Source organism: Bacteroides sp. QWL-09 (assembly GCF_058683585.1).
This window is the reverse complement of sequence record NZ_CM178748.1, coordinates 1,759,936-1,783,674: the sequence shown is the minus strand read 5'-3', so window position 1 is coordinate 1,783,674 and position 23,739 is coordinate 1,759,936. Positions and strand designations below refer to the sequence as shown.

Sequence of the window (23,739 nt, the reverse complement as noted above, 5' to 3'; positions counted from 1 at the left end):
AAAAACACCTATCTATTATGAACAAACGCTTTATTATTGCTTTACTCGCACTGGGTTCTCTTCTTCCTTTGAGTGCCCAAACCACTTATCAACCTTCGCCTGAGAATATTAAATCACGTGAAGCCTTTCAAAACAATAAGTTTGGTATCTTTCTGCATTGGGGCTTATACAGCATGTTGGCCAATGGTGAATGGGCGATGACCAATCATAATCTGAATTATAAGGAGTATGCCAAGCTTGCCAGTGGATTTTATCCTTCAAAGTTCGATGCTGCCAAATGGGTGGCCGATATCAAAGCCTCGGGTGCAAAATATATTTGTATTACGACCCGTCATCACGAGGGCTTTTCGATGTTCGATACTCAATATTCTGATTACAATATTGTAAAAGCAACGCCATTTAAGCGTGATATCTTGAAAGAGTTGGCTCATGAGTGCGATAAACAAGGCATTAAATTGCATTTGTATTATTCTCATTTAGATTGGTATAGAGAGGATTATCCTTGGGGACGTACGGGACGGGGAACCGGAAGACCGGATGCCAAGGGAAATTGGAAAAGCTATTATCAGTTTATGAACAACCAGTTGACCGAACTCCTGACCAACTATGGAAAGATTGGTGCCATCTGGTTTGATGGCTGGTGGGATCAAGATCAGAATCCGAACTTCGATTGGGAGTTGCCCGAACAATATGCTCTGATTCATAAACTCCAACCGGGATGTCTAGTCGCCAATAATCACCATCATCTGCCTTATCCGGGTGAAGATCTTCAACTGTTTGAACGGGATCTGCCCGGTGAGAATACCTCCGGCTTTTCAGGACAAGACATTAGTCATTTGCCTTTGGAAACTTGCGAGACGATGAATGGAATGTGGGGATATAAGATCACCGACCAGAACTATAAGACGTCTAAAGAACTGATTCATTATTTAGTAAAAGCTGCCGGAAAGAATGCCAATCTATTGATGAATATCGGTCCGCAACCGAATGGCGAATTGCCGGCAACTGCGGTAGAACGTTTAAAGGAGATGGGGCAGTGGATGGCTATTTATGGTGAAACCATTTATGGAACGCGCGGCGGATGGGTCGCTCCGCACGATTGGGGAGTAACGACCATGAAAGGGAATAAGCTATACGTGCATATCCTCAATTTGAAAGACCGCTCTTTATTCTTGCCATTAACGGGTAAAAAAGTTAAGAAAGCCGTAACCTTCAAAGATCAGACTCCGGTACGGGTGGTTAAGACGAAATCGGGCATTTTGTTAGAAATGAATGATGTACCGACTGATATCGATCACGTCATAGAATTAACAATTGAATAAGATTTAGATAATTCTTCCTAAAATGAAAGGAAACAATCGTTTTATTGGTTGTTTCCTTTTATTTTTGGCAAACTATTTGTATCATTGATTATAAATTTAAAAACAAAAGAATATGGTTTCATATTGGGTATTATTTATTGGGATTGCATTAGTCAGCTTTCTAGTGCAAGCCAATCTACAAAGCAAGTTCAAGAAATATTCTAAAATTGCAACCGGAAATGGAATGACCGGACGCGACGTTGCTTTGAAGATGCTTCATGATAACGGCATTCACGATGTTCAGGTCACACATACTCCGGGACAACTGACCGACCACTACAACCCATTGACTCGTACGGTCAATTTGAGTGAAGGGGTTTATGAAAGTAACAGCATTATGGCAGCTGCTGTAGCCGCTCATGAATGTGGACATGCGGTGCAACATGCACGTGCTTATGCGCCTCTAAAGATGCGTAGTGCTTTAGTGCCTGTGGTTAATTTCTCCTCTTCTATCATGAGTTGGATTTTATTGGGAGGTATCTTGATGGTGAATAGTTTTCCACAGTTGTTGCTTATTGGTATTATTCTTTTTGCAACTACCACCTTATTTAGCTTTATCACTCTTCCGGTTGAGATCGATGCGAGTAAGCGTGCATTGGTTTGGTTGAGTGCTTCGGGAATAACCAATTCTTATAATCATAATCAGGCAGAAGATGCCCTGCGTTCGGCTGCTTATACTTATGTGGTAGCGGCGTTAGGCTCATTGGCTACTTTGGTTTATTACATTATGATTTTCATGGGTAGACGCGACTAATTTATTATAGCAAACCATATTGAAAGCCATTTACGAGTATTCGATTACCGTAAAATGGCTTTTTTTTATGCGGCAAGCAAGGGAGTTTCATACGTAGACAAAGAAGTTTCATGCGGTGGAGCCTCTAGTTGTGTACTGATAAAGTGAGAGTGCCAACGTTTGAAAATAAATTTCCAAAAGAGGAAACTGAAGTGGCAAGCCTTGAAACTCTTAGGTTTGCCTTGAACGCAGAAAAGTTGCCTTTGAACGAGTCGGATCGACCCTTTGTGGTTGTCGGAATAATTCATCGTCATGAGGTGGCAGATCGACGATCTGCCACCTCATCTGCCACCGATCTGCCACACTTGTTCGAATTTGATAATCAGTAAATTAGTGCTTGTTTGATGGCACGTTGCAGATAAATTTCAAAAAGACAACTCTAGGAGAAGGAGTCCATAAGAGTCCGGTTGTCCGATACCACTTGAATAGTCTGATAACCATTAGATCGACCATTCAAAGACGGTCGCTGAATTGTGGCTTAGTAGATATACAATCCTGATCAATTGATCACTGCGTGGTACTAAAATCGCGATACAGCAAATAGCTGGCTTGTAAAATCTTATTCTTTAAAAGTTGAGGGTAGTTAGGGTGAGTCTCTAAGAATGTTTTAACTGCCGAATAAGCTTCCGGTGTACGATGGCCTCTAAGTAAAGCACTGACCCAATTGCGTGGGAAGAAGATGTCGCCGGTTCGTTGCACTTCTTCCAAAACGTTCAGACCTTGTTGGATATAGTGCACCGCTTGTGCCTGACGTAAAGGATGGTTTAAATAATATAAGAGTGAAGCCGTCCACGGTTCGATACGTCGGTTTTCAGCCTTCATCAAGGATAAAAAGAGTTCGTCTTGTTGTGCGCGATCGGCTTGGATGGCCCGACGGATGTAATCGAACTGACGTAAACGATCGGGATTGGTGAGTCGTGCTCGTTGGGTGCTGATTATTTCATCTTGTTGATCGGGCATTCTTAAAGCAAGCTCATAAGATAAGGTCATATAATCTTGCTCGTTGAGACGTTTGTCATTCTGATTTTTCCATAAGGTGTACAATTGTCGGCTCACATTGTCCGAGATATGCGTGGCTGTAAGCATACGCAGCAATTGCGTTTGACACGATGGAATAGGATGAGACTCGGCAAGCATCATTAATTCTTCCTCAGCTTTCACCCGTTGATCTTTGTCGAGCTCTTCCAATGGTAAGGGGAATAGTTGAACAATGGTCGATGCAATTAATGCGTTCTTTTCAAGAAGTAACCCTTTATACAACGCTTTGAGCAGATCACGATTTGAAAGAGTCTTATTCAGATAGTTTTCATACAACAACATCAATTGTGCTTGTCGGTTAGTCTCACTCGGTAACGAGGTCCAATGGTCGACTACCCAATCTAAGCTGTGCTGATCCGGGATCATTAATCCATATCCACGTCCATCGCTGTTCACGATGAGATGATCGACGTCGAATGGCAAAGGCAATCGAGTCTCGGTGCTCTTGATCTGTACCTCTACGGTACGTTCTTGATCGCCACAGAGCGTGACCTGAAACGTTTGTGGCCAGATCAATCCCCGATGATACCGGTCGTGTTGTGTGAGGATCAATTGTCCGTCTTGGGTTTTGAACGTGAGCGTCGGCATCCCTTTTCGGTTGACCCAAACTTCGCTAAAGGCCGTCAGATCCTCTGGCGTTTTACGGTCGAGGATATCAATCAGCTGATCCCATGTGGCATTGCTGTAAGCATACGTCTTAAGATATTCTCTAATCCCTGCTTTAAAGGCTTCCTTTCCCATGAGCTCGACCAGCTTGGCCATCATGATCGGTGCCTTGTTATAAATGATCTGCCCATAGATGAGTCCGGCCTGATTAAGATTGTCTAAGGGTTGCCGAATGGCGGTTGTTCCTAAGGTACGGTCTTCCGATAAAGCGGCTGCATTGAACGTACGCAAACGGTTTAACTCATGATTGATGGTTGGGAATAAGGGTTCGGTGATACAAGCGGCAAAATAGTTGGCGAACACCTCTTTGGTCCAGACATCATTAAACCAATCCATCGTGACGAAATCGCCAAACCACATATGTGCAGTTTCATGGGCGATCAGCAAGGTACGTCGGAGTTCTTCATCCGGAGTCGGATGTTCACTTAAAAACATCTGATTGTCGTTATAAAGCGTGGCACCGGTGTGCTCCATACCTCCATATTGAAATCCCGGAAGAATAATAAAGTCGTATTTGGCAAAGGGATAGTCGATGCCGGTATAGTTTTCCAACCACCGCAAGGAAGCCATGACTTGTTTGAAGATCGTGTCTAGCTGTGCCACTTTTTTCGGGTCGGTCTCCCGATAATAAGCCGCGATGCTTTGTTGGCCTTCGCGATATTCGCGACGTTCGAGTTTCCCGGCAACAAACGAAAAAAGGTAGGTGCTGAGGGGTTCGGTGGTGCCGAAAGTAATCTTCTTTCGATGATTCTCTAAGATTTTCTCGTGAGTTTGAGCGGTGTTTGAAACGGCCTTCCAGCTCTCCGGAACTTCTAGCTTCAAGATAAACTTGGCTTTTAGGTTCGGCTGGTCGAAACAAGGAAAGAGCGTTCTCGCACGATCGGGTACCAGAAGGGTATACAGAAAATCTTCATTGCGATTAAGCGATTGGTTGCCCGCTATAAAGTCAATCGCAATGGTATTTGCTCCTTTTGCTACGGTCGACTTTGACAAGATGAGATGTTCGTTCTCAAAACGATAGGGAGCTACTTTTCCGTTGACTCTAACTTGTTTCATTTTGTCGGCACTTTCACGAAAGTCAATGATGATTTCTTCCGGTTCTGTTAGTGTGAAACAGATCGTCACTTTTCCGTCGACCGGAAGGCTTTTTTGTTCGGGTATGGAAAATGAAAGATCATATTTTAAATTCTTAATGGTCTGTTTGCGCCATTGGGCTAACTCGAAGGAGACGCCTTTGGTGTAAAAGGCTGAATGAGCCGAGAGGTTCACGGTCGATTCTAGTAGACAAAAAAGAAGAAAGAGGATTCTGACGGTTCGTGTGCCCATAAAAGTTGGTCGTTTTTTGATGAATTGATACACAAAAATACAAAAAGATCTCCTGAATATAAAATGGGCTTTGTATAAATTTGTCCTTTTTCTGTATGATTTCATCTGATGGATATTCCGCTACTCGTATACTTTTGTAACATACAATTTTTATAATCTAAATAAATATGGAAACACAAAAGAAATTTTTACTTTGGGGCTTAATCGGCCTCTCCTTTATGAGTGGTTGCTCATCTAATAAAGATTTTATTTCGCAACTCGATGAGTCAACGTTGAACAACACCCGTACCGACACCTCTCAGAATCCCCTAGTGTGGCAAGAATATCTAGCCGATAGACAGAATGGAAAAACAGATTCGCGACTATTGGACTTTTCATTTGCAGGTTATCACCATGCAGAGACTGCTGTACCCGACGTGACGTATCCACTTTTTGATGTTACGGCTTACGGAGCGATTCCGAACGACGGCTTATCCGATCGTCAAGCCCTAATTGATGCGATTGCGGCGGCAGAAGCCAATGGCTCCGGTATCATTTACTTCCCGGCAGGACGATTTATTCTTCAGAGTGAGGGAGACCCGGACGAATCGATTCGGATTACTAAAAGTCGCATCATCATTCGTGGCGCAGGCTCAGGAGCGGGAGGAACAGAGTTGTTTATGAAAACGCCTATTCCACCGAAAGATCTGACACAGATGTGGGCTTCACCGTCGATGATTCTGTTCGATGGGGGATATACTAGTGGGAATGTGAGCGACGTGACGGCCGATGCTCCTCGCGGTAGTTTCTCGGTACAATTGGCTACCGTCGGCAACTTGAAAGTGGGACAATGGGTCATTTTATCCCTATCGGACAATAATCCGGAGTTAGTGGCCAAAGAACTTAGTCCGTATCCTGTCGATCCGTCGTTGACCGAGATCATTGCAGGAGTACAGGTTAGAGATATTCATCAGATTGTAGCGATCAGCGGCAACACGGTGACTTTTAAAGAACCGATCATGCATGCTGTTGAAAGTAAATATAAGTGGAACATCACGAAGTTATTGTATGCCCAAGAGAATGGGGTGGAAGATATTGCATTTGTTGGAAACTTCCATGAATCGTTTGTTCATCATCAAAGTTGGTTACACGATGGCGGCTATAAACCGATAAATATTAAGAATAATGTCAACTCCTGGTTGCGTCGCTGTCGATTTGTCGATGTTAGTGAAGCCATGTCGGTGATCAATTCAGCCAATGTTTCGGTTTATAGTGTAACGATCGAAGGGAATCAAGGGCATGCGGCTATTCGCTCTCAAGGCTCGAGTCGCGTGTTTTTAGGAGCTATCGAAGATAAGGCCGGCCAATGGCATTCGGTTGGTGTTTCGAAACCGGCTATGGGGACAGTGGTATGGCGGGTGAAGATGAAGTCGAATACTTGTTTCGAGATGCATGCTTCTCAACCCAGAGCTACATTGTTCGATGCTTCCGAAGGTGGATATTTTCGTGAGGGTGTTGGTGGTGATGTCAAAAATACACCTTTCCACTTAGCCGATTTAGTGTTTTGGAACTATAAGCAGAATGCCAGTAAAGCTGCAGTAACCGATTTATGGGGAACTCGTTATAAAGGTTTTGTCTTGCCGTTATTTATCGGTCTACATGGGGTGGATACTCAGTTCGATCCGTCGCAAGTGACTGTTGATGAAAGTCACGGGGTTAAAGTGCAACCGGAGTCTTTGTTTGAGGCACAACTGGTACATCGTTTGGGAAGTTTGCCGACATGGCTTACCACGTTGAAAAGTGGTCTGACTTATTGATAAACGCTTTTGTAATTGACTATAATTGCTTTTTTTATCGGCCGATCTCTTTCGAAAAGTCGTCGGAACGGTTCAGAAGCTGAGAATTTTCAGTAACTTTGCACCCTGAACTAATAAAAGAATAATCTTATGGCAGCAAAACCAAGCATACCCAAAGGCACACGGGATTTTTCGCCGGTAGAGATGGCGAAACGTAACTATATATTCAATACCATTCGTGACGTTTACCATTTGTACGGATTCCAACAGATCGAAACTCCATCTATGGAGATGCTTTCAACCCTTATGGGAAAGTATGGTGATGAAGGCGATAAACTTTTGTTTAAGATTCAAAACTCAGGCGACTATTTTTCGGGTATAACCGATGAAGAGTTGTTGAGCCGTAATGCCGTGAAACTTGCGAGTAAGTTTTGTGAGAAGGGGTTGCGTTATGACTTAACCGTACCTTTTGCTCGTTATGTGGTGATGCATCGCGATGAGATTACTTTCCCTTTCAAACGTTATCAGATTCAGCCGGTTTGGCGTGCCGATCGTCCTCAAAAAGGACGTTATCGCGAGTTCTATCAGTGTGATGCTGATGTGGTTGGAAGTGACTCGTTGCTTAATGAAGTGGAATTGATGCAGATTGTCGACACGGTGTTTAGTCGTTTCGGTATTCGTGTTTGCATTAAGATTAATAATCGTAAGATCTTAACCGGTATTGCTGAGATTATTGGCGAAGCGGATAAGATTGTTGATATCACCGTAGCGATCGATAAGCTAGACAAGATTGGTCTGGAAAATGTTAATACCGAACTTCGTGAGAAAGGGATCAGTGATGAGGCTGTAGCCAAATTACAACCGATCATCTTGCTGAGCGGAACGAATGCTGAGAAACTAGCGACGTTGAAAGAGGTCTTATCAGCTAGCGAGACTGGCTTGAAAGGGGTAGAGGAGAGCGAATTTATTCTTACAGCTCTCGAACGTATGGGCTTGAAGAATGAGATTGAGTTAGACTTGACTTTGGCTAGAGGATTGAACTATTATACCGGAGCCATCTTTGAGGTGAAAGCGCTCGACGTACAGATTGGAAGCATTACCGGCGGTGGTCGTTACGACAATTTGACCGGTGTGTTTGGAATGTCCGGGGTATCGGGCGTGGGTATCTCTTTTGGTGCCGATCGTATTTTCGATGTACTCAACCAACTCGATCTTTATCCGAAAGAGGCGGTGAACGGTACAGAACTGATGTTCGTCAACTTTGGCGATCGAGAAGCGGCCTTTTCTATGGGCATGTTGACCGAAGTACGTGCCGCAGGTATTTGTGCTGAGATCTTCCCCGATTCGTCGAAGATGAAAAAGCAGATGAGCTATGCCAATGCAAAGAATATCCCATTTGTGGCAATTGTCGGTGAGAATGAGATGAACGAAGGTAAGGCGATGTTGAAGAATATGGAGACTGGTGAACAGAATCTGGTCACTGTTGAAGAATTGATTCAAAGCATCCGTCGCTAAGCATATTGGTGATCTTTATCCTATAAAAATATCCCCCACTCCGGAACTCAACGTTTTTAGTTTGGTCTCTGGAGTGGGGGATATTTATGTTCTTTCTTTAAAACGCGAACTTCTCGATTTTGGTTTTACTCAATGCACCCATCTTCGGAACTAACGTTAGGAAGTGTTCTGCTTTCTCGTGTTCGGCTAGAGATGCTTCATCGGTCCATGTTTCGCAGATCATGAGAACCTCAGGACGAGTAGAACTTTCGAATACGTCATAAGCAATACATCCTTTATCGGTCAATGACTTTGCAACGAGTTCTTTAATAATACTGAGCAATTCAGCACGTTGACCTTCATTCGCTTGAATAAAAACATTTAATCTAATCATGTGTTTAGTGGTTTGTGGGATCTAACTTCTTCTAAATTAACCCCGGATTAATGATTGATAGCCCTAATTTCAGTCGTTATAGAAACGCCTCTTTAGGGTCTATCTATACAACAATAGAAAAAGAAGCCGATTTGTTCAATCAGACCGATTTTTCATATTCCTCGCGAGAGATGGAGAAACATTCCATATCCATAATCGCTCCATCAAATCTCATTTCACATTGTCTAAGGCATCCTTCATGGCGAAACCCGCACTTCTCGATCACTCGATACGAACGATGGTTGGTAGGGTAGCAGGTACAAGTCAGCAGGTCTATTGGTACTTCTCTAAAACTATAGTCGACTATAGCACGTGCTGCTTCGGTCATTAGACCTTTTCCCCATTGTTCTTCGGACATGGCGTAGCCTAACATCATGACTCTAGGATTCGAGCGATGAGGATCTTTTAGTAAACCTACGGTTCCAATGAGTTTGTTGTTTTCTTTCAAAACAATTCCAAAGATATGATCTTGACCGATGAAGAGTTGATTCATAATCTCTTTCGTCTCTTCTATACTCTCGTGAGCCTTCCAACCGGCATGAATGCCGACATTGGGATTATGACTATATTCATAGATCTCAGACGCATCTGTTTCGGTTATTGGACGAAGCAAAAGTCTTGTTGTTTCTAATGGATTCATATTAATATTTCTTGAAGTGATACTGTGCTCTCAACTGCTGCTGCTCCTCGGGTGAGAGTGCGGTGAAGTAAGCCTTGAACCCCGGACAAAAGTTGATATGCCAACGCCAAAATCGTCCCAGAAGTGATTGGGGATTTTTATCGTATTTGGCTCTTAGATTACAATGACTACAGTTGGATGCCATAAACTTCTTTTTTTAGTGATTTGGATTGCTTTAATGAGGGATGGAGTTGCTCAATAAGTAATATATCGTTATTCTTCTTGAATGCAAATATAATCTTTTTTTATGGATCGCCTATTCCTTCTGATAAAATCTTACCCAATCGATAGTCATCTCTACCGGCAATTGTTTGGCATCGACAGGACCGACCCAACTTCCACCTAGCTGTGAGTCGAGATAGAGATAAAACGGATCGTATGCAAAAGGAAACTGGCCATCTTTTCCGTTGTTCACTTTCGGATAACAGAGCGTGCGCTGTCCATTGGTATAGTATACGATGCTGTCGTTGTAGAGTTCTACGGCATAGGTATTGTATGCTTCCGGATCGATGGTAGCCGTGGTGAAACGTTTGGGTTCCTCTTTCTTCAGATTTATAGTGTAATGGCTATGTGCTGTTTGGTAGACATGAGGGTCGTGATTGAGGTGTTCCATGATGTCAATCTCTCCTCCATACGGATAAGGAATAGGAGCCGGGACCATCCAAATAGCTGGCCAATAACCTTGAGCGCTATTGAATTTAGCACGTATCTCGATCCGTCCATTCTGAAATCCTTTTTTATTTACAGTCCAGATGCCTCCTGTTAAATAGGTTGCTGTATCTTCAGGATGTGATTCGTTTTTGACTGCTTTCAAGATGACGCAGCCATCTTTGACTTCAACGAGTTCTTCGTGGAGAGCCATATAATTGTTCCAGTCTGCACCTCCACGTGGGATGCGCGACCATATTGTCGTATCGAGTTTGTTTCCGTTGAACTCTTCTTGCCAGACCAGACGCCATTTACGTGGATTCTTGTGGATGGTCGTAAAGCCGACTAGGTGTGCGGAGACAAAAAGGAGAATCAGTAAGGTCAATTTATTTTTCATGATGTCTTTATTTAGTGTGAAACAGATGGGGTGAATGCGTAAACATTTCCGGAAAAGTCGGCAGCAAAGAGAGCATTGCCCGATGTTGAGAGGGTTGAGAAGCACGGAGAACCGGTGTTGTATTGCCAAAGTAACCGCCCTGTCGACTGCTCGAGCCCATAAAGGTATCCGTCTGATGAGGCGATATAGACTGTTGTTCCACAGAGTATGGGGCTCGTCTCGATTGTTGAGGCCGGGTTGCGTACATATGGTGCCGAATAAATCATGGCTGGACGAGTTTTAAAGTTCCATTTTTCCGTCAATGTCTCTTTATCTAATGCCATTAACCCTCTGTCTGCAGTGCCAAAGATGATCTCTTTGTCGGTGATCAAGGGGGTAGAGGTCACGTTGACATTATAGCCTAATGGTTTTCGGACTAAAATGTTTCCGGTTGCCGATTCGATAATAAATAGCGATTGATCAGAGAGGATATACATTACTGATCCCAACATGGCTGCTGACGATGAACGATGGCGGAGTCCGTTTTCAGAATGCTTCCACAACAGCTCACCGTTGGTGGCATTATTGGCATAAAGAGCGCCCCAATGAGCATGTCCAATCAAAACGTTATTGTTTAGAGATAAGGTGGCGGTACATCCTTCTCCCTGATTCCATGACTGGTTTGTCCATAGTGTTTCACCACGATCAATATTGATTGCACATAATCCTTGACCGGTTCCGGCATACACAACATGATCGGTTGCTATTAACCCGTCGTTGAGTGCCGGAACGGCATTTAGATGTAGCTTTTTCTCCCATTTTAATTTTCCGTCTTTAGCATTCATCGCATAAAGGTTGCCATAAATGTCTTGTGCCAAAACCGTCTCAGCCGATAACGCGATGTTGTTTTTGATCGATCCTTTTGTTGGGTGTTTCCATACCATCTTTCCTGTAGCGGCATCAAGGCAAATAACGGCAGCCTTTCCACTGTTGTTCTCGTCTATTGAGGCAACATATATTCTGTCTTTGTAGATTAATGGCGAAGTCATGTAGATATTGGAGCCGACATTATTCACCCAGCAGAGTTTTAGTGGAGGAGATAGGGTCTCGTTATTTAGACTGACATGCGTTGGAGAAGCCAATAGATTGGTCGACGGGCGGTCAGTTTGTATTTTCTCTTCGATGGTCGGCTGATAGATGAAAGATTCGGTTGCTTTTGCTTTCTCACCATTGTTGAAATGTGCGGTGACAGATAGGGTGATGGACTTTCCTTTATATTTAAGAGGTAAACTAAAATCGGCATACCAATTGAAATCGGTTTGCTGTTTCATTAATCGATCCTTAAACAATGGCCGGTCATGATAATAGCAGGTGTAGCTCACCTTTGTAGTCGGACTGACCGTAGAGTAGGTGTTGACAGATAAGGGGATTTTATGAGTTGGCAAGACCGGTGAGTGGAGGTTGGCTATGGAGGCTATTTGAATCGATTTATCGAGATATGTATAACGTAATTCTGAATTCAGATCACCTTTTCCATCCATTTTTATCACTCTAAAAGCGGAAGAGGCATGATCAATGCCCCCTCTTATAGGAGTTGAAGTGCAAATGCTATATATCCCTGACTCTGCATGTTTGAGGATATGGTTGATATGCCAATGTCCATATAACCAAGCTTTCAAATGGTGCTTTTTGAGATCAATATAATCTGTTGAGTTGATACCGAAGTGGAATAAGTCTGTTTGATCAAGAATGCCATGATTGAACATAACAATCGACTTATTGTGCCCTATTTTACTTAAATCATTTTTTAGCCAGCGATAGATATCTTCAGTAGTATATGATGGCTTATGATCTCCATTAGGCATTGGAGTGACAATATAATGAATGTTGCCAACCTCGAATGAGTAATACGTCGGCCCGTAAAGTTTCTCGAAAAGATCTTCGCCTGAAGGGCCTTCTACCAAATCGTGATTACCGAGGCAATAGAACACCGGTGTATTCATGTTGGCGGTATTCATTAATTTGATGTGACTTTCTAATCCGGGTACATAACAAATGTCTCCGGTGTGGATAATAAAAGCCATTTTTTCGTTTGTGGCGTAATCACGTAAATTAGAAACCCAATCGTCGTGTCCACTTGTTTCTCTAATTTCTGTGTCTGAAAGGTGGATAAACCGATGAGTTCCATCTTTTTCAACGGCTCCATTACAAGGTAGAACTCCAAAGTCGTATTGGTTAACGCTGGGCTGTATTCGTTTGTAATAAGCATTGTTCGTTTTATATCCGGATGGCGTAGTGATGAATATAAACTTTTCTTTCGCATGTCCTGTTAGGAGATATTCTCCTTGACTTGAAGTGGTCGTGACATTTAATCCATCCGACACTAGGACCTCTTTTAATGTTTTCTCTCCAACATCGTAAAGACCATTTTGGTTGCTATCGACGAAAACCTTTCCGTGATATTGTGCTTTGACGCTTAGACAAAGCAGGCTGAGTAAGATAAAGCAGAGTGCGTTTTTCATGTTGCTTTTCATGTTGTGTTTGATTTTATTGGGAGTTGTTAATGACTTGTCAATGAGTTGGTCGCTTTTTATCTGCTCTCAACCAACCTCATTGAAAAATCGCAGCAAGTTATAGAAAAAATGCCAGAGGACAAAGAACCATTGACACAAACCTGTTTTTGGCCTGTTTATGGATTCTTTATAACGATTAATTCTTTATTTACGGTTTTTAAATCGGAAATGAAAAGCTCGGGATGTTCAGGATTAATCAGTGTGAATCCTTGTGCATAGTCGATCTTTATCTTTTGATCAGTCCAATGATTCGGACGATAAGTGACTTTTGAAATACCTGATAGGATGACTCTTGAACGCCAAATAGTCGTTATTTTTAATGTTCCATTTTCTTGAATGTAATATCTTTCTTTACTGTAATTATAATAAAGCAAAAGTAAGGGCAGAAGATTTAATAGGAAAGTCGGTTGTACCGAAAAGTAGAAGCTGGCTGTCAAGGAAATACTGGATATTATAACAAAGAAAATACCCCAAAAACGCTTGTTGATTTTTCGTCTATATACAGTTGACATATTAAGGTTGAATTTAGTACGTTTGTTTTTGCATAGTCGATCGGGAATGACTCTATCGAATCTTTTTTATGGTGACTTACAAATATAATACTTAAAATAACGATGGTTATCTCGGAGTGAGTTTTTTGCAAAATACTTTTATAATGTTGTAAATAAACAACTCCTTATTCTGTGTTCGATCTAAAATTTATACTTTTGTCTGTATCTACTAGTTCCGTTATCGAATGGGTAGTCTATTTTATCTCTATTTTAGAATTGTACGACCATGGTAAAACTTCGTTGTGTCATCGAACATATTACTTATCAGAATGCCGAAAACGGGTATTCCATCCTAAAGGTTAATGTCAAAGGTTATAAGGATCTGGTGACTATTGTGGGGCATTTACTCGATGTACCTGTTGGGAGTGTTTTGCTTTGCGAAGGCGATTGGAAAGTGGATAAGAAATATGGCAGTCAGTTTGTGGTCGACTCTTGGGAGGAGGTGATGCCGGCGACGATCTATGGGATCGAAAAATATCTGGGGAGTGGTTTGGTGAAAGGTATCGGACCTAAATATGCGCGACTCATTGTGGCAAAGTTCGGACTCGAAACCATTGAGGTCATTGAGAACGATATCGATCGGTTGCATGAAGTGTCCGGTATCGGACAGAAGCGGGTTGAGAAGATCCGAGAGAGTTGGGAGAAACAGAAAGATATTAAGAATGTCATGTTGTTTTTGCAAGGCTACGGGGTGAGCACGGCTTATGCGGCGAAGATTTATCGGCAATATGGGAAACATAGCATCGACAAGGTTAAGGAGAATCCTTATCGCTTGGCCGACGACATTTGGGGGATTGGGTTCAAGACGGCTGATGGCATTGCGGCTAAAATGGGATACGAGAAGAATGACTTACGGCGCTGTCGAAGTGGCATCTTCTATACGTTGAGCCAGCTCTCGAATGACGGACATGTCTATGCCGATGAGGAACAGTTGCTCACGTCTGCCAAGGAGTTGCTTGAAGCCGACGAATCATCGGTGAGTGAGGCGATGAACCAGATGATTGGGGCTAACGATCTGATTCTTGACGGAGAAGCCATTTATCTGCCTCCTTTTTATTATGCGGAATGTGGAACGGCCAACCGACTGCGGGCGTTGTTGGACGCTAAGGAGAAACGTAACGATCGTCTGTCGTTCGATCTTGAAGGGGTTTCGAAAGTCACCGGCATGGAATACGACGAGATACAGATTGCGGCTATACAGCAAGCGGTAGAGTCGAAAGTCATGGTGCTGACCGGTGGACCGGGTACCGGAAAGACAACCACCACGCAAGGCATCATTGCGACGCTAAAAACGGCCGGGCTGTCCATCTTGCTGGCTGCTCCTACGGGACGAGCCGCAAAGCGCATGAGTGAAGCTACCGGCATGGAAGCAAAAACCATTCATCGACTGCTGGAGTTCAATCCGATGGATGGTTATAAGCGCAACGACGAGAATCCTTTGGAGGGAGATGTGCTCATTGTGGATGAGTGTTCGATGATCGATTTAATCTTGATGAATAACTTGATGAAAGCTATTCCGACCGATATGCGCCTGATCTTGGTGGGTGATATCGATCAGTTGCCGAGTGTGGGGGCGGGGAATGTGCTTCGTGATATCATCGATTCGCAACAAATTCCCGTCGTACGGCTGACCCGAATCTTCCGGCAAGCGCAATCGAGTCGTATTGTGATGAGTGCCCACGCCATCAATAACGGAAGATTCCCGGATACGAGTAATGGCAAAGAGACGGACTTCTTCTTTATTAAGATGGAGGATCAAGTGCAGGTGGCGGAGAATATCGTCCGGTTGGTTAAAGAACGTTTGCCTCAAGCCTATCATCTCCCGAGTAGTAAGATACAGGTACTTACTCCCATGCAACGAGGTCATGTGGGAGCATCCAGCTTGAACTTGGCCTTACAAGAGGCTTTAAACCCCATTAAAACGGGATTGAATCGTGGAGGATATTCGTTTCGAAAAGGTGATCGGGTGATGCAGGTTCGTAATAATTATGAGAAAGAGGTGTTCAATGGCGACTTGGGGTATGTTGAAGAGGTCGACTTGGAGGAACGTACATTGATGGCTCGTTTTGACGATAAACTGGTGGAGTATGAGGTCTCGGAGTTGGATGAACTCGTCTTGGCTTATGCGACCACGATCCATAAGTCGCAGGGATCGGAATATCCCATCGTGGTTATGCCTGTGCTGATGAGCCATTATGTGATGCTTCAGCGAAACCTCATTTATACGGGGATCACTCGTGCCAAGAAGATTTGTGTGCTCATCGGGAGTTCTAAAGCTTTAGGGTTCGCTATTCGTAATCTGTCGGTGCTGAAAAGAAATACGAAGCTCAAGGAACGTTTAAATCCGTCGTTGGGCGTGACTTCGGCTCAGCAAGATCATCCCTCTTCCTCTACATAGAATAAATAAATGTGTTTTATCCCACACTACCCACACTGAAAATGCGCGAAAGTGTTTGTTTATGGTGGTTTAGGTCAAGTGTGGGATAGCCTTTGGAACCGTTTATCCCACACTAAATGGGGGGTATCCCACACTATCTTACACCTTTGATCTTATCGTGCTTCATTGATTGTATCGTGCTTCATTGATCTTACCACATCTCATTTTGGCTGATTTTGCAGGGTGAGTCACAATCTTACATCAGGTTATTTCGTTTTGACCTTGCCGTTAACAGGAACTCTTGGTCCTTTTATGTATTATGGCGATTGGGTTTACTGTTGCGAACACTTCATTTCTTGAGCCCTCGAAGCAGGGCTCTTCGGCCCTCGAACGAAAACCCATGAGCCCTCGAACGAGGGCTGAAGAGCCCACGTTCGAAGGCTCAAGAAATCTTGGCTGGTCAGCAACAACTGGCGGTTTGATGGCAACAACTTTCAGTTCGGTAGCGATTGGTGGCGTTGGCAGTTTATTTTGTTGCACTGTTTCATTGATGATTGACCAACCGGTATTTTTGGAAAGTCAATTGATCGGATCGTGTGAGATCGTGTGGAATAGTGTGGGATAGTGTGGGATAACCTCCATTTAGTGTGGGATAATCGTTCTTTTAAGCTATCCCACACTCGGCCTAAACCATCATGAACAAACACTTTCGGGCGTTTTTAGTGTGGGATGTGTGGGATAAATCGTATTTATTTGTTCTGGTGTGAAGTAGAAATCACGCTTTAATTCATAGAGATCAAAAGAGCGAAAACGATTTGAATGATTAGAATAGCAGGTACTCCATATTTAAATTTTCGGTGCAGCGTCTTATGATGCCAAACCTTCATGGCCACTAATGCTCCAACAGATCCGCCCAATACAGCTATCCATAGGAGGGTCGATTCCGGGATGCGCCATTTGCTTTTCCTCGCTTTGTATTTGTCTATGCCATAGACGAAAAATGTAACCAAAGTTATTGCCGAAAGATAGATCAGAAGTATTTTAGTGGATGTCATAAATTCTAAAGTGAATGTTAGTTTGAACTGGTTTATAATGATTCTTGTTAATCTTGTTAATCTTGTTAATCTCCTTAATCTTTCCAATCTTTCAAACATTGGAAAGAATTAGAAAATCTTCTTAATTTCTTGTTAATTTATTAGGCTCATTTGGCAAATGCATAGCATAGTTAAGAGATAGAATAAGCCGGTATATCATGTTTTTGATTACCCATAATTGATAGGATACGTATACCGATCTTTCGCTTTATACCACGCCTTTGGCGTTTGGGAATAAGAATACTCCCATATACAATACGAAGATAAGAGTATTGTTTTAAAACGACAAACTCGTAAGGATAAACTTTGAATGAGGCTTTGAAGAGGCATGAATAAAACTGTTGATTCAATTTTTCCGAAAAACGCCGAATATATATTTGCATATTACAGTTGCGTTTAGCTCGCACCTTTATCTCGTCGCTCAACAACTTACGCAAAACCTCCAACGCTATATTTTTATGCTCCATTCCTTTGAGTTCCATTAAAAACTCTTCAGATAGAATCGAAATATCAGGTTTCTTAATTCCGGCAGCATCAAAGATGTCAATCACCTTCTCGGAAACCAATGCTTGGTCGATAACTTGACGGATGGTAGTTTCAATCTCTTCATCGATTCGTCCATCGCCTGTGGAGTCGAACTTACATAGTCGTGCTTTCACTGCTTGGAAGAATGAAACTTCATCCTTTACATCCATTGCCTTGTCGTGCGGAATGGCTATGGCAAAAGCTTTTCCAAGTGCTGTGACTTCATTTACGAAACGTTTCTTGCCATCCTCGACATCCAAAATGAAATCTTCGGCACGCAATATCCATGAGAGTTTGCCCGACGTGTCGGCTACAAAATAATTCTCGTATTCAAATCCGTGAAACATCTGTGAGATTATCTCTAATTTTTCGAGCATAATCTCTACCGCTTGATCTTGTTGTAGTGTCGGATCACCTTTACCACCCGAATCAGAGTAGAACGAAAGGGCTTTTTTGAGGTCGGTTACAGATATCTCCTTTTAACCCTCTGAAATTTTTTATTGTTATTCTTTGTAATTTCATGCAGATATAGTGTTATGATGAATTTATACTAACTTTTATAGTGTCTTTATTTTGAGTTGTAAATAGCTAACCCTTTCACTGTGAGCAAATATTTCTGTCGTGGGTGCTTTGGTGATTCCGGATATAGCATTCTCACAAAACCATTACTTAATGCAAGCTTTAGATAGTTTTCTATAAATGTTGGTCGGTGTTTAAGCCCAATAGCATCAAGCATTTCCTTGACTGACAAGGATTTTTTACCAATAACTTTAATCAATGCCAATACATTTTTATTATCAGTGCCTATTATGTTATTAGCTTGTTCGGTTTCTGTGGTTGACTTGTTCGGTACTTGTTCGGTACTTGTTCGGTTTTCAGCTAGTTCTGTTGGCGCATCTATTATCATAAACCTATTTTTAAGTTCATGAGTGGTATTCATCATCAGGTTTTCAAAGAATCGAATAAGATAGCCCATATCAGGTTCAATGCCTTTACGCACATTGCGATAGTTTGCGCGAACTAATGCATTGCGGAAATACCAAGAGTGTTGTGCAAACAAGTCGTTGTTTACGTCAAAGCCGATGCTCCGCAAATACTTAATCGTAAAAACGGCAGTTGTGCGAGTATTTCCCTCGCCAAAAGGATGTATCTGCCAAATCCCCGAAACGAATTTAGCAATATGAGCCACAACTTCGCTAATGGATAGATTCTTATATGAGAATGATTTTTCTTGTTCCAAATCATATTCCAATGCCATGCGCAAGTCTTCTGAATTCACATAAAGCACAGTGTCGCCACGAAGTATCCATTCTTTCTTTGTAATGTCGTAGTCTCGAATCTTACCGGCAAACTTGAATACATCTTCAAACAGACGACGATGAATAGAGGTGAAGCCTGTTACAGAAAAAGCAAACGACTGTTCGTTTAGAATACGAGCAATGTTGGCTGATACCTTATCTGCTTCTTCTGTATCGTCATCGGTAGCAGTACGCATGGTCTTCGACTGATAATAGCTATTGATAAGCATCTTCACCTCCTCAATGCTAATATCACCCTCGATGTGCTTTACGGCAGTATCTTTAAGATAGTCTGACGTTTGAAGACCATCAACAGCTTGCAAGCCAATAGCTGTTTTCCAAGCAGTGGCTTTAGCCTGTTTGTCAGGCTCGCTACTTCGTATGTATGACTCAAAATCTATATCCATTGCTTTATAAATTATATCCTATTGTTATCTGTTTTATCTAAAAAATAAATTATTGTAATATGGTACAAACATCGATTTTTCTTATAACCTATTACGATATGGTATTTGTGATAATGACACTTCAATAGGATGGGTTATTTTCATCTCTGCTAATTGTTTTATCCTTTCAACGACACCACTCGAATTTGCACATGGACCAATAATAATCCTTGTTAAACAAGAGATAGGTATTTTTATTCTTATATATGGAATTAGAATCTTATCATCTGTCATACGATATTGAGCCTTATAGCAAAGTGCTTTTTTTATTATTCTCCATTCTCCTTCATCTCTCAGGATTCCATTTAGTCTCAGATAAGTAACGAAAACAATCTTCGTCACTTTGAAAATATCTATTGAACTTTATCGAATTCACACCTTCAAACCTTTCTCGTTTTTCCATACTACAAATGTAGCTATTTCTCTAAATATTACAGCGATCTAAACGCCTATACCAAAAATTATATTTGTTGAGATTTTAATGAAATAGAAACCAGACAGAGTTTAAATTACACTCCCATGCGTGGTGGTGTGTGAAGACAATGAGGGAATTAATCCCTCATTTCCTACACGATTATATATTTGTTTGTTTATAGACTGTTATTTTCCGATGCAGAAATGGTGGAATATATTTTGCAATACCATGTCGTTTGTCACTTCTCCTGCAATATCGCTCAGATGGAAAATACATTCGCGAATATCTTGACTGAGGAAGTCGCCCGAGATTTGTTGTGTCAATCCGTTTTGAACGCGCTGTATGGCATCTAAGGCTTTAGTCAGAGCCTCGTAATGACGAACATTAGTCACGATGATATCGTTTTGCGTGATGGATGGTAAATGAGCGGCTGAAACGAGTTGTTGTTGTAACTCTTCTGTTTGTACGCGTTGTTTGGCAGAAATAAATGCGGCATCGGTCTGATCTTTGGGGAATAGAGGATAGACTGATGAGGCTAAAAGGAGGTCGAGTTGTTTGCGTTGAGTCTCGTCGATCAAATCTGTTTTGTTGAAAACAAAGATGACATGCTTGTCTTTGCAGCGTGGAAGAATCTGTGACGAGAGTTGCTCTATTTGTGCAGTGGCATCGGTTGAGTCGATCATCCATAAGACAATTTCCGCTTGGTCGAGTTTCTGGAAAGTGCGTTCTATCCCGAGGCTTTCAATCGTGTCGGTTGTTTCGCGGATACCTGCAGTGTCGATGAATCGGAAGGTGATCCCCCCAATATTGACGGTATCTTCAATCACATCGCGAGTGGTACCGTGAATATCGCTGACAATCGCTTTTTCTTCATTGAGTAAAGCATTGAGCAAGGTCGATTTGCCGGCATTTGTTTCTCCAATGATGGCCACAGGCACACCATTTTTGATGGCGTTACCAACGCTGAAGGAATCTACTAAGCGAGCGATGACTTTCTCGATATCGTGTGCTAATAGTCCGAGGGCTGAGCGATCGGCAAATTCGACATCTTCCTCACTGAAATCGAGTTCGAGCTCAATCATGGAGGTGAAGTTGAGGAGTTTGCTTCGAAGGTCTGCGAGCTCTTTCGAGAACCCTCCACGCATCTGACTCATAGCCAAACGATGGGTAGCGGCTGAGGAAGAGGCGATGAGATCGGCCACTGCTTCGGCTTGACTCAAATCCATTTTCCCATTTAGAAAGGCGCGTTGGGTGTATTCACCGGGTTGAGCCATCCGACATCCATTTGCTATCAGAAGCTGCATGACTTGTTGTAGGATATAGGCCGAACCGTGACAGGTGATTTCTGTACTGTCTTCTCCGGTATAGGAGTGAGGGGCGCGAAATAGGCTGACGAGTACTTCATCGATGATCTCTTCATCTTTGATGATACGACCGAAAGTAAGGGTGTATGGCGATTGTTGTGCGAGCGTTTTTCCGGCTTTCGCAGGGGTAAATATGCGGTCGGTTATTTCAATGGCCTTTATTCCTGATACTCGTATGGTTCCAATAGCGCCTCCTTGTGCAGTTGCAATGGCGCAGATCGTATCTTGATTGATCATGACTAGTCTGTTTGATGATTTGTTTGCAAAGATAGTTATTTTCGGGGAAATTTTAGGAGTCTTATCGAAGAGACGTTTCATGTTGTGATGAGGAAGGATTAAAAAGGAGAAAAGACTTGTCCTCACTTTAAAAGAGTAAAGCCGTTTATGCTTACAATGAAAGGGCATAAACGGCTTATATCAGAATCTTTGCTCATCTTAAAGATGTAACATGGGTATAGGACTTAAATACGATCAAGAACGGTTTGAATCAGGGTGTCGATGGTGTTTTTATACCCTGTGTTGGCTTCCTTGATGAGACGGTTGGCGATTACCATACAAACTGTTGTGGCTTTATGTCCCATTAGACGGCTTAATCCTGCCAAGGCGGAGCTTTCCATTTCGAAGTTGGTGATTTTATAGCCTTGGTATTCGAACGACTCAATTTTTTCATTTTGCTTTGGATCGGCTAGGGGAATACGTAACTCGCGGCCTTGAGGACCGAAAAATCCTCCGGCTGCTATTGTTACTCCACGCACCATGTCGGTTTGTGCGATGCGGTTGATCAGTTCTTCATTAGCATCGATCACGTAGGGAGCTGGAGCGCATAAGTTGCCCGACCATCCCATGTGATTGAGAAGAGCCCGCTCGAAAGCTAAGTCGCAAACGCTGTTTCGGCCGGCATAGAAGTTGAGTAGACCGTCGAAACCGACCGATTTTTGTGAGCAAATGAAGGTACCAACGGGTGTATTAGGTTGTAACCCTCCACAAGTGCCGATGCGAACAAGCTCCAACTGACGAAAGTTTTCTTTCTCTTCACGCGTGTTGAAGTCGATGTTGGCTAGAGCGTCAAGCTCGTTCATTACAATATCGATGTTATCACAGCCGATACCTGTAGAAACAACAGTGATGCGTTTCCCTTTATAAGTTCCTGTGATCGTTTTGAACTCCCGACTTTCAACTTCGCATTCTTTTTGATCGAAGTGCGAAGCTACAAGGGCAACTCTCCCGGGATCGCCTACTAAAATGACTTTGTCGGCTAGCCATTCGGGTTTAACATGAAGATGGAATACAGAGCCGTCTTCGTTGATTATGAGTTCTGAGGATGGAAAATACTTCTTCATACGTACTAAATCATTAAATTAAAAAATACGTTAGCCTCCGATGGAGACAATAAAGCCGAATTTTTGTGCAAACAACACTCCTTTATTGATTAGGAAATGGCTGTTGGCACAGAAACCCGGCTATAGTGGTCGGATGCTTAACCGCTTATTTGCTTATAGGCTGGTTGTTGTTAGCATTAGCTCCTGGTTTTGCTATGGTTTCACGCATTGAAGTATCTGCTTCAATGTTTTTCATACGATAATAATCCATAATGCCAAGATTGCCATTTCTAAAGGCTTCGGCCATCGCTTTAGGGACTTCGGCTTCAGCTTCGATGACTTTAGCGCGAGCTTCTTGAGCTTTTGCTTTCATTTCTTGTTCGGTTGCGACAGCCATTGCACGACGTTCCTCTGCTTTGGCTTGAGCGATATTCTTGTCAGCATTGGCTTGATCCATTTGAAGGGCAGCTCCAATGTTACGGCCGATATCAATGTCGGCAATATCAATGGATAAGATTTCAAAAGCTGTACCGGCATCCAATCCTTTGCGAAGAACAAGTTTGGAAATAGAATCCGGATTTTCAAGTACAGACTTATGATTCTCAGATGAACCGATAGATGAAACGATACCTTCGCCTACACGAGCCAAAATGGTATCTTCACCTGCTCCACCAACTAATTGACGAATGCTGGCACGTACGGTGACACGAGCTTTAGCGATCAGCTGAATACCGTCTTTTGCAACTGCTGTTACCGGTGGAGTGTCGATCACTTTAGGATTGACAGACATCTGAACAGCTTCAAAAACATCGCGACCGGCCAAGTCGATTGCTGTTGCCATTTGGAATGATAACTCGATATTCGCTTTAGAGGCTGATACCAAGGCATGAACTACTTTCTCAACGTGTCCACCTGCCAGATAATGGGCTTCGAGTTCGTCGCGAGTAATGGTTTGTAAACCAGCTTTGTGTGCTTCGATCATGCCTGGGACGATCACATAAGGAGGGACATTACGTATTCTCATCAGAAAGAGTTGAACTAATGAAATGTTCACTCCGGAAACTTTGGCTGATAGCCATAAGAAAAATGGAACATAGTGAAATAGAAGGACTAATATGATAATTCCTCCCACAATCAAACCAAAGGTAAGATAAAGCGTTTCTTCCATAATTGCTTGTTTTAAATATG

The 23,739-nt window shown here is 42.6% G+C and carries 19 protein-coding genes and 1 pseudogene; 6 read left to right on the top strand and 14 right to left on the bottom strand.

Going from position 1 to position 23,739, the window contains the following annotated elements; all coding sequences use genetic code 11:
• Positions 1-17: 17 nt before the first annotated feature.
• On the top strand, positions 18-1,322 hold the full coding sequence (locus AC4PG5_RS06965) for an alpha-L-fucosidase (protein ID WP_492028232.1): 1,305 nt from the start codon (positions 18-20) through the stop codon (positions 1,320-1,322).
• A 112-nt stretch (positions 1,323-1,434) separates the two neighbouring features.
• Positions 1,435-2,115, top strand: a complete 681-nt coding sequence (locus AC4PG5_RS06960) for a zinc metallopeptidase (RefSeq protein ID WP_492028231.1) — start codon at positions 1,435-1,437, stop codon at positions 2,113-2,115.
• Between the two features lie 546 nt (positions 2,116-2,661).
• On the opposite strand, the gene AC4PG5_RS06955 is transcribed toward AC4PG5_RS06960, so the two are convergent.
• Positions 2,662-5,184, bottom strand: coding sequence for a M1 family metallopeptidase (locus tag AC4PG5_RS06955; RefSeq protein WP_492028230.1), 2,523 nt, complete (start codon positions 5,182-5,184; stop codon positions 2,662-2,664).
• Positions 5,185-5,351: 167 nt separating this feature from the next.
• On the opposite strand from AC4PG5_RS06955, the gene AC4PG5_RS06950 reads away from it, so the two are divergent.
• Both AC4PG5_RS06950 and hisS read left to right on the top strand, forming a co-directional pair.
• The gene (locus AC4PG5_RS06950) at positions 5,352-6,980 is read left to right on the top strand and encodes a DUF4955 domain-containing protein (protein WP_492028229.1); all 1,629 of its coding nucleotides are present in this window, start codon (positions 5,352-5,354) and stop codon (positions 6,978-6,980) included.
• A gap of 129 nt (positions 6,981-7,109) precedes the next feature.
• Positions 7,110-8,474 carry a histidine--tRNA ligase gene (hisS, locus tag AC4PG5_RS06945; protein ID WP_492028228.1) on the top strand — a complete coding sequence of 455 codons (1,365 nt, stop codon included), beginning with the start codon at positions 7,110-7,112 and terminating at the stop codon, positions 8,472-8,474.
• Between the two features lie 97 nt (positions 8,475-8,571).
• On the opposite strand, the gene AC4PG5_RS06940 is transcribed toward hisS, so the two are convergent.
• The 6 genes from AC4PG5_RS06940 to AC4PG5_RS06915 form a co-directional block, all read right to left on the bottom strand.
• Entirely contained in the window at positions 8,572-8,847 is a 276-nt protein-coding gene (locus AC4PG5_RS06940) for a putative quinol monooxygenase (protein WP_492028227.1), read from the bottom strand.
• Positions 8,848-8,986: 139 nt separating this feature from the next.
• Complete coding sequence (locus AC4PG5_RS06935; protein ID WP_492028226.1) at positions 8,987-9,526, bottom strand: GNAT family N-acetyltransferase; 540 nt, start codon at positions 9,524-9,526, stop codon at positions 8,987-8,989.
• 1 nt (position 9,527) lies between these two features.
• Entirely contained in the window at positions 9,528-9,710 is a 183-nt protein-coding gene (locus AC4PG5_RS06930) for a hypothetical protein (RefSeq protein WP_492028225.1), read from the bottom strand.
• A 111-nt stretch (positions 9,711-9,821) separates the two neighbouring features.
• The gene (locus tag AC4PG5_RS06925; protein ID WP_492028224.1) at positions 9,822-10,610 is read right to left on the bottom strand and encodes a glycoside hydrolase family 16 protein; all 789 of its coding nucleotides are present in this window, start codon (positions 10,608-10,610) and stop codon (positions 9,822-9,824) included.
• An 11-nt stretch (positions 10,611-10,621) separates the two neighbouring features.
• Positions 10,622-13,111: an outer membrane protein assembly factor BamB family protein gene (locus AC4PG5_RS06920; protein ID WP_492030710.1), complete on the bottom strand. Its 2,490-nt coding sequence runs from the start codon at positions 13,109-13,111 to the stop codon at positions 10,622-10,624.
• A 167-nt stretch (positions 13,112-13,278) separates the two neighbouring features.
• Positions 13,279-13,674, bottom strand: coding sequence for a PH domain-containing protein (locus tag AC4PG5_RS06915; RefSeq protein WP_492028223.1), 396 nt, complete (start codon positions 13,672-13,674; stop codon positions 13,279-13,281).
• A gap of 265 nt (positions 13,675-13,939) precedes the next feature.
• Here AC4PG5_RS06915 and recD2 point away from each other — a divergent pair, with 265 nt between their 5' ends.
• Together recD2 and AC4PG5_RS06905 are read left to right on the top strand one after the other, a co-directional pair.
• Positions 13,940-16,111 (top strand): SF1B family DNA helicase RecD2, encoded by a 2,172-nt coding sequence (recD2, locus tag AC4PG5_RS06910; protein ID WP_492028222.1) that lies wholly within the window; start codon positions 13,940-13,942, stop codon positions 16,109-16,111.
• 379 nt (positions 16,112-16,490) lie between these two features.
• Complete coding sequence (locus tag AC4PG5_RS06905) at positions 16,491-16,715, top strand: hypothetical protein (protein WP_492028221.1); 225 nt, start codon at positions 16,491-16,493, stop codon at positions 16,713-16,715.
• Positions 16,716-16,872: 157 nt separating this feature from the next.
• On the opposite strand, the gene AC4PG5_RS06900 is transcribed toward AC4PG5_RS06905, so the two are convergent.
• The 7 genes and pseudogenes from AC4PG5_RS06900 to floA all read right to left on the bottom strand — a co-directional run bounded on the left by AC4PG5_RS06900 (position 16,873) and on the right by floA (position 23,719).
• Positions 16,873-17,145, bottom strand: a complete 273-nt coding sequence (locus tag AC4PG5_RS06900) for a DUF1294 domain-containing protein (protein WP_492028220.1) — start codon at positions 17,143-17,145, stop codon at positions 16,873-16,875.
• A 170-nt stretch (positions 17,146-17,315) separates the two neighbouring features.
• Positions 17,316-18,086 (bottom strand): DUF3387 domain-containing protein, encoded by a 771-nt coding sequence (locus AC4PG5_RS06895; protein WP_492028219.1) that lies wholly within the window; start codon positions 18,084-18,086, stop codon positions 17,316-17,318.
• Positions 18,087-18,277: 191 nt separating this feature from the next.
• Positions 18,278-19,414, bottom strand: coding sequence for a Fic family protein (locus AC4PG5_RS06890; RefSeq protein WP_492028218.1), 1,137 nt, complete (start codon positions 19,412-19,414; stop codon positions 18,278-18,280).
• Positions 19,415-19,745: 331 nt separating this feature from the next.
• A pseudogene (locus tag AC4PG5_RS06885) lies at positions 19,746-19,856 on the bottom strand (IS1595 family transposase); the annotation flags it as partial.
• 197 nt (positions 19,857-20,053) lie between these two features.
• Entirely contained in the window at positions 20,054-21,466 is a 1,413-nt protein-coding gene (mnmE, locus tag AC4PG5_RS06880) for a tRNA uridine-5-carboxymethylaminomethyl(34) synthesis GTPase MnmE (protein WP_492030709.1), read from the bottom strand.
• Between the two features lie 227 nt (positions 21,467-21,693).
• Positions 21,694-22,572 (bottom strand): nucleoside phosphorylase, encoded by an 879-nt coding sequence (locus AC4PG5_RS06875; RefSeq protein WP_492028217.1) that lies wholly within the window; start codon positions 22,570-22,572, stop codon positions 21,694-21,696.
• Positions 22,573-22,717: 145 nt separating this feature from the next.
• Entirely contained in the window at positions 22,718-23,719 is a 1,002-nt protein-coding gene (gene floA, locus AC4PG5_RS06870; RefSeq protein ID WP_492028216.1) for a flotillin-like protein FloA, read from the bottom strand.
• Positions 23,720-23,739: the final 20 nt, after the last annotated feature.

What these genes read in the sequence shown, in the direction of transcription:
- AC4PG5_RS06875 (WP_492028217.1), bottom strand. Translation starts at nt 22,572, where the DNA reads ATGAAGAAGTATTTTCCATCCTCAGAACTCATAATCAACGAAGACGGC.
- AC4PG5_RS06905 (WP_492028221.1), top strand. Translation starts at nt 16,491, where the DNA reads ATGAGCCCTCGAACGAGGGCTGAAGAGCCCACGTTCGAAGGCTCAAGA.
- hisS (WP_492028228.1), top strand. Translation starts at nt 7,110, where the DNA reads ATGGCAGCAAAACCAAGCATACCCAAAGGCACACGGGATTTTTCGCCG.
- AC4PG5_RS06935 (WP_492028226.1), bottom strand. Translation starts at nt 9,526, where the DNA reads ATGAATCCATTAGAAACAACAAGACTTTTGCTTCGTCCAATAACCGAA.
- AC4PG5_RS06960 (WP_492028231.1), top strand. Translation starts at nt 1,435, where the DNA reads ATGGTTTCATATTGGGTATTATTTATTGGGATTGCATTAGTCAGCTTT.
- AC4PG5_RS06965 (WP_492028232.1), top strand. Translation starts at nt 18, where the DNA reads ATGAACAAACGCTTTATTATTGCTTTACTCGCACTGGGTTCTCTTCTT.
- AC4PG5_RS06930 (WP_492028225.1), bottom strand. Translation starts at nt 9,710, where the DNA reads ATGGCATCCAACTGTAGTCATTGTAATCTAAGAGCCAAATACGATAAA.
- recD2 (WP_492028222.1), top strand. Translation starts at nt 13,940, where the DNA reads ATGGTAAAACTTCGTTGTGTCATCGAACATATTACTTATCAGAATGCC.
- AC4PG5_RS06915 (WP_492028223.1), bottom strand. Translation starts at nt 13,674, where the DNA reads ATGTCAACTGTATATAGACGAAAAATCAACAAGCGTTTTTGGGGTATT.
- AC4PG5_RS06895 (WP_492028219.1), bottom strand. Translation starts at nt 18,086, where the DNA reads ATGCTCGAAAAATTAGAGATAATCTCACAGATGTTTCACGGATTTGAA.
- AC4PG5_RS06955 (WP_492028230.1), bottom strand. Translation starts at nt 5,184, where the DNA reads ATGGGCACACGAACCGTCAGAATCCTCTTTCTTCTTTTTTGTCTACTA.
- AC4PG5_RS06950 (WP_492028229.1), top strand. Translation starts at nt 5,352, where the DNA reads ATGGAAACACAAAAGAAATTTTTACTTTGGGGCTTAATCGGCCTCTCC.
- AC4PG5_RS06890 (WP_492028218.1), bottom strand. Translation starts at nt 19,414, where the DNA reads ATGGATATAGATTTTGAGTCATACATACGAAGTAGCGAGCCTGACAAA.
- AC4PG5_RS06900 (WP_492028220.1), bottom strand. Translation starts at nt 17,145, where the DNA reads ATGACATCCACTAAAATACTTCTGATCTATCTTTCGGCAATAACTTTG.
- floA (WP_492028216.1), bottom strand. Translation starts at nt 23,719, where the DNA reads ATGGAAGAAACGCTTTATCTTACCTTTGGTTTGATTGTGGGAGGAATT.
- AC4PG5_RS06940 (WP_492028227.1), bottom strand. Translation starts at nt 8,847, where the DNA reads ATGATTAGATTAAATGTTTTTATTCAAGCGAATGAAGGTCAACGTGCT.
- AC4PG5_RS06920 (WP_492030710.1), bottom strand. Translation starts at nt 13,111, where the DNA reads ATGAAAAACGCACTCTGCTTTATCTTACTCAGCCTGCTTTGTCTAAGC.
- AC4PG5_RS06925 (WP_492028224.1), bottom strand. Translation starts at nt 10,610, where the DNA reads ATGAAAAATAAATTGACCTTACTGATTCTCCTTTTTGTCTCCGCACAC.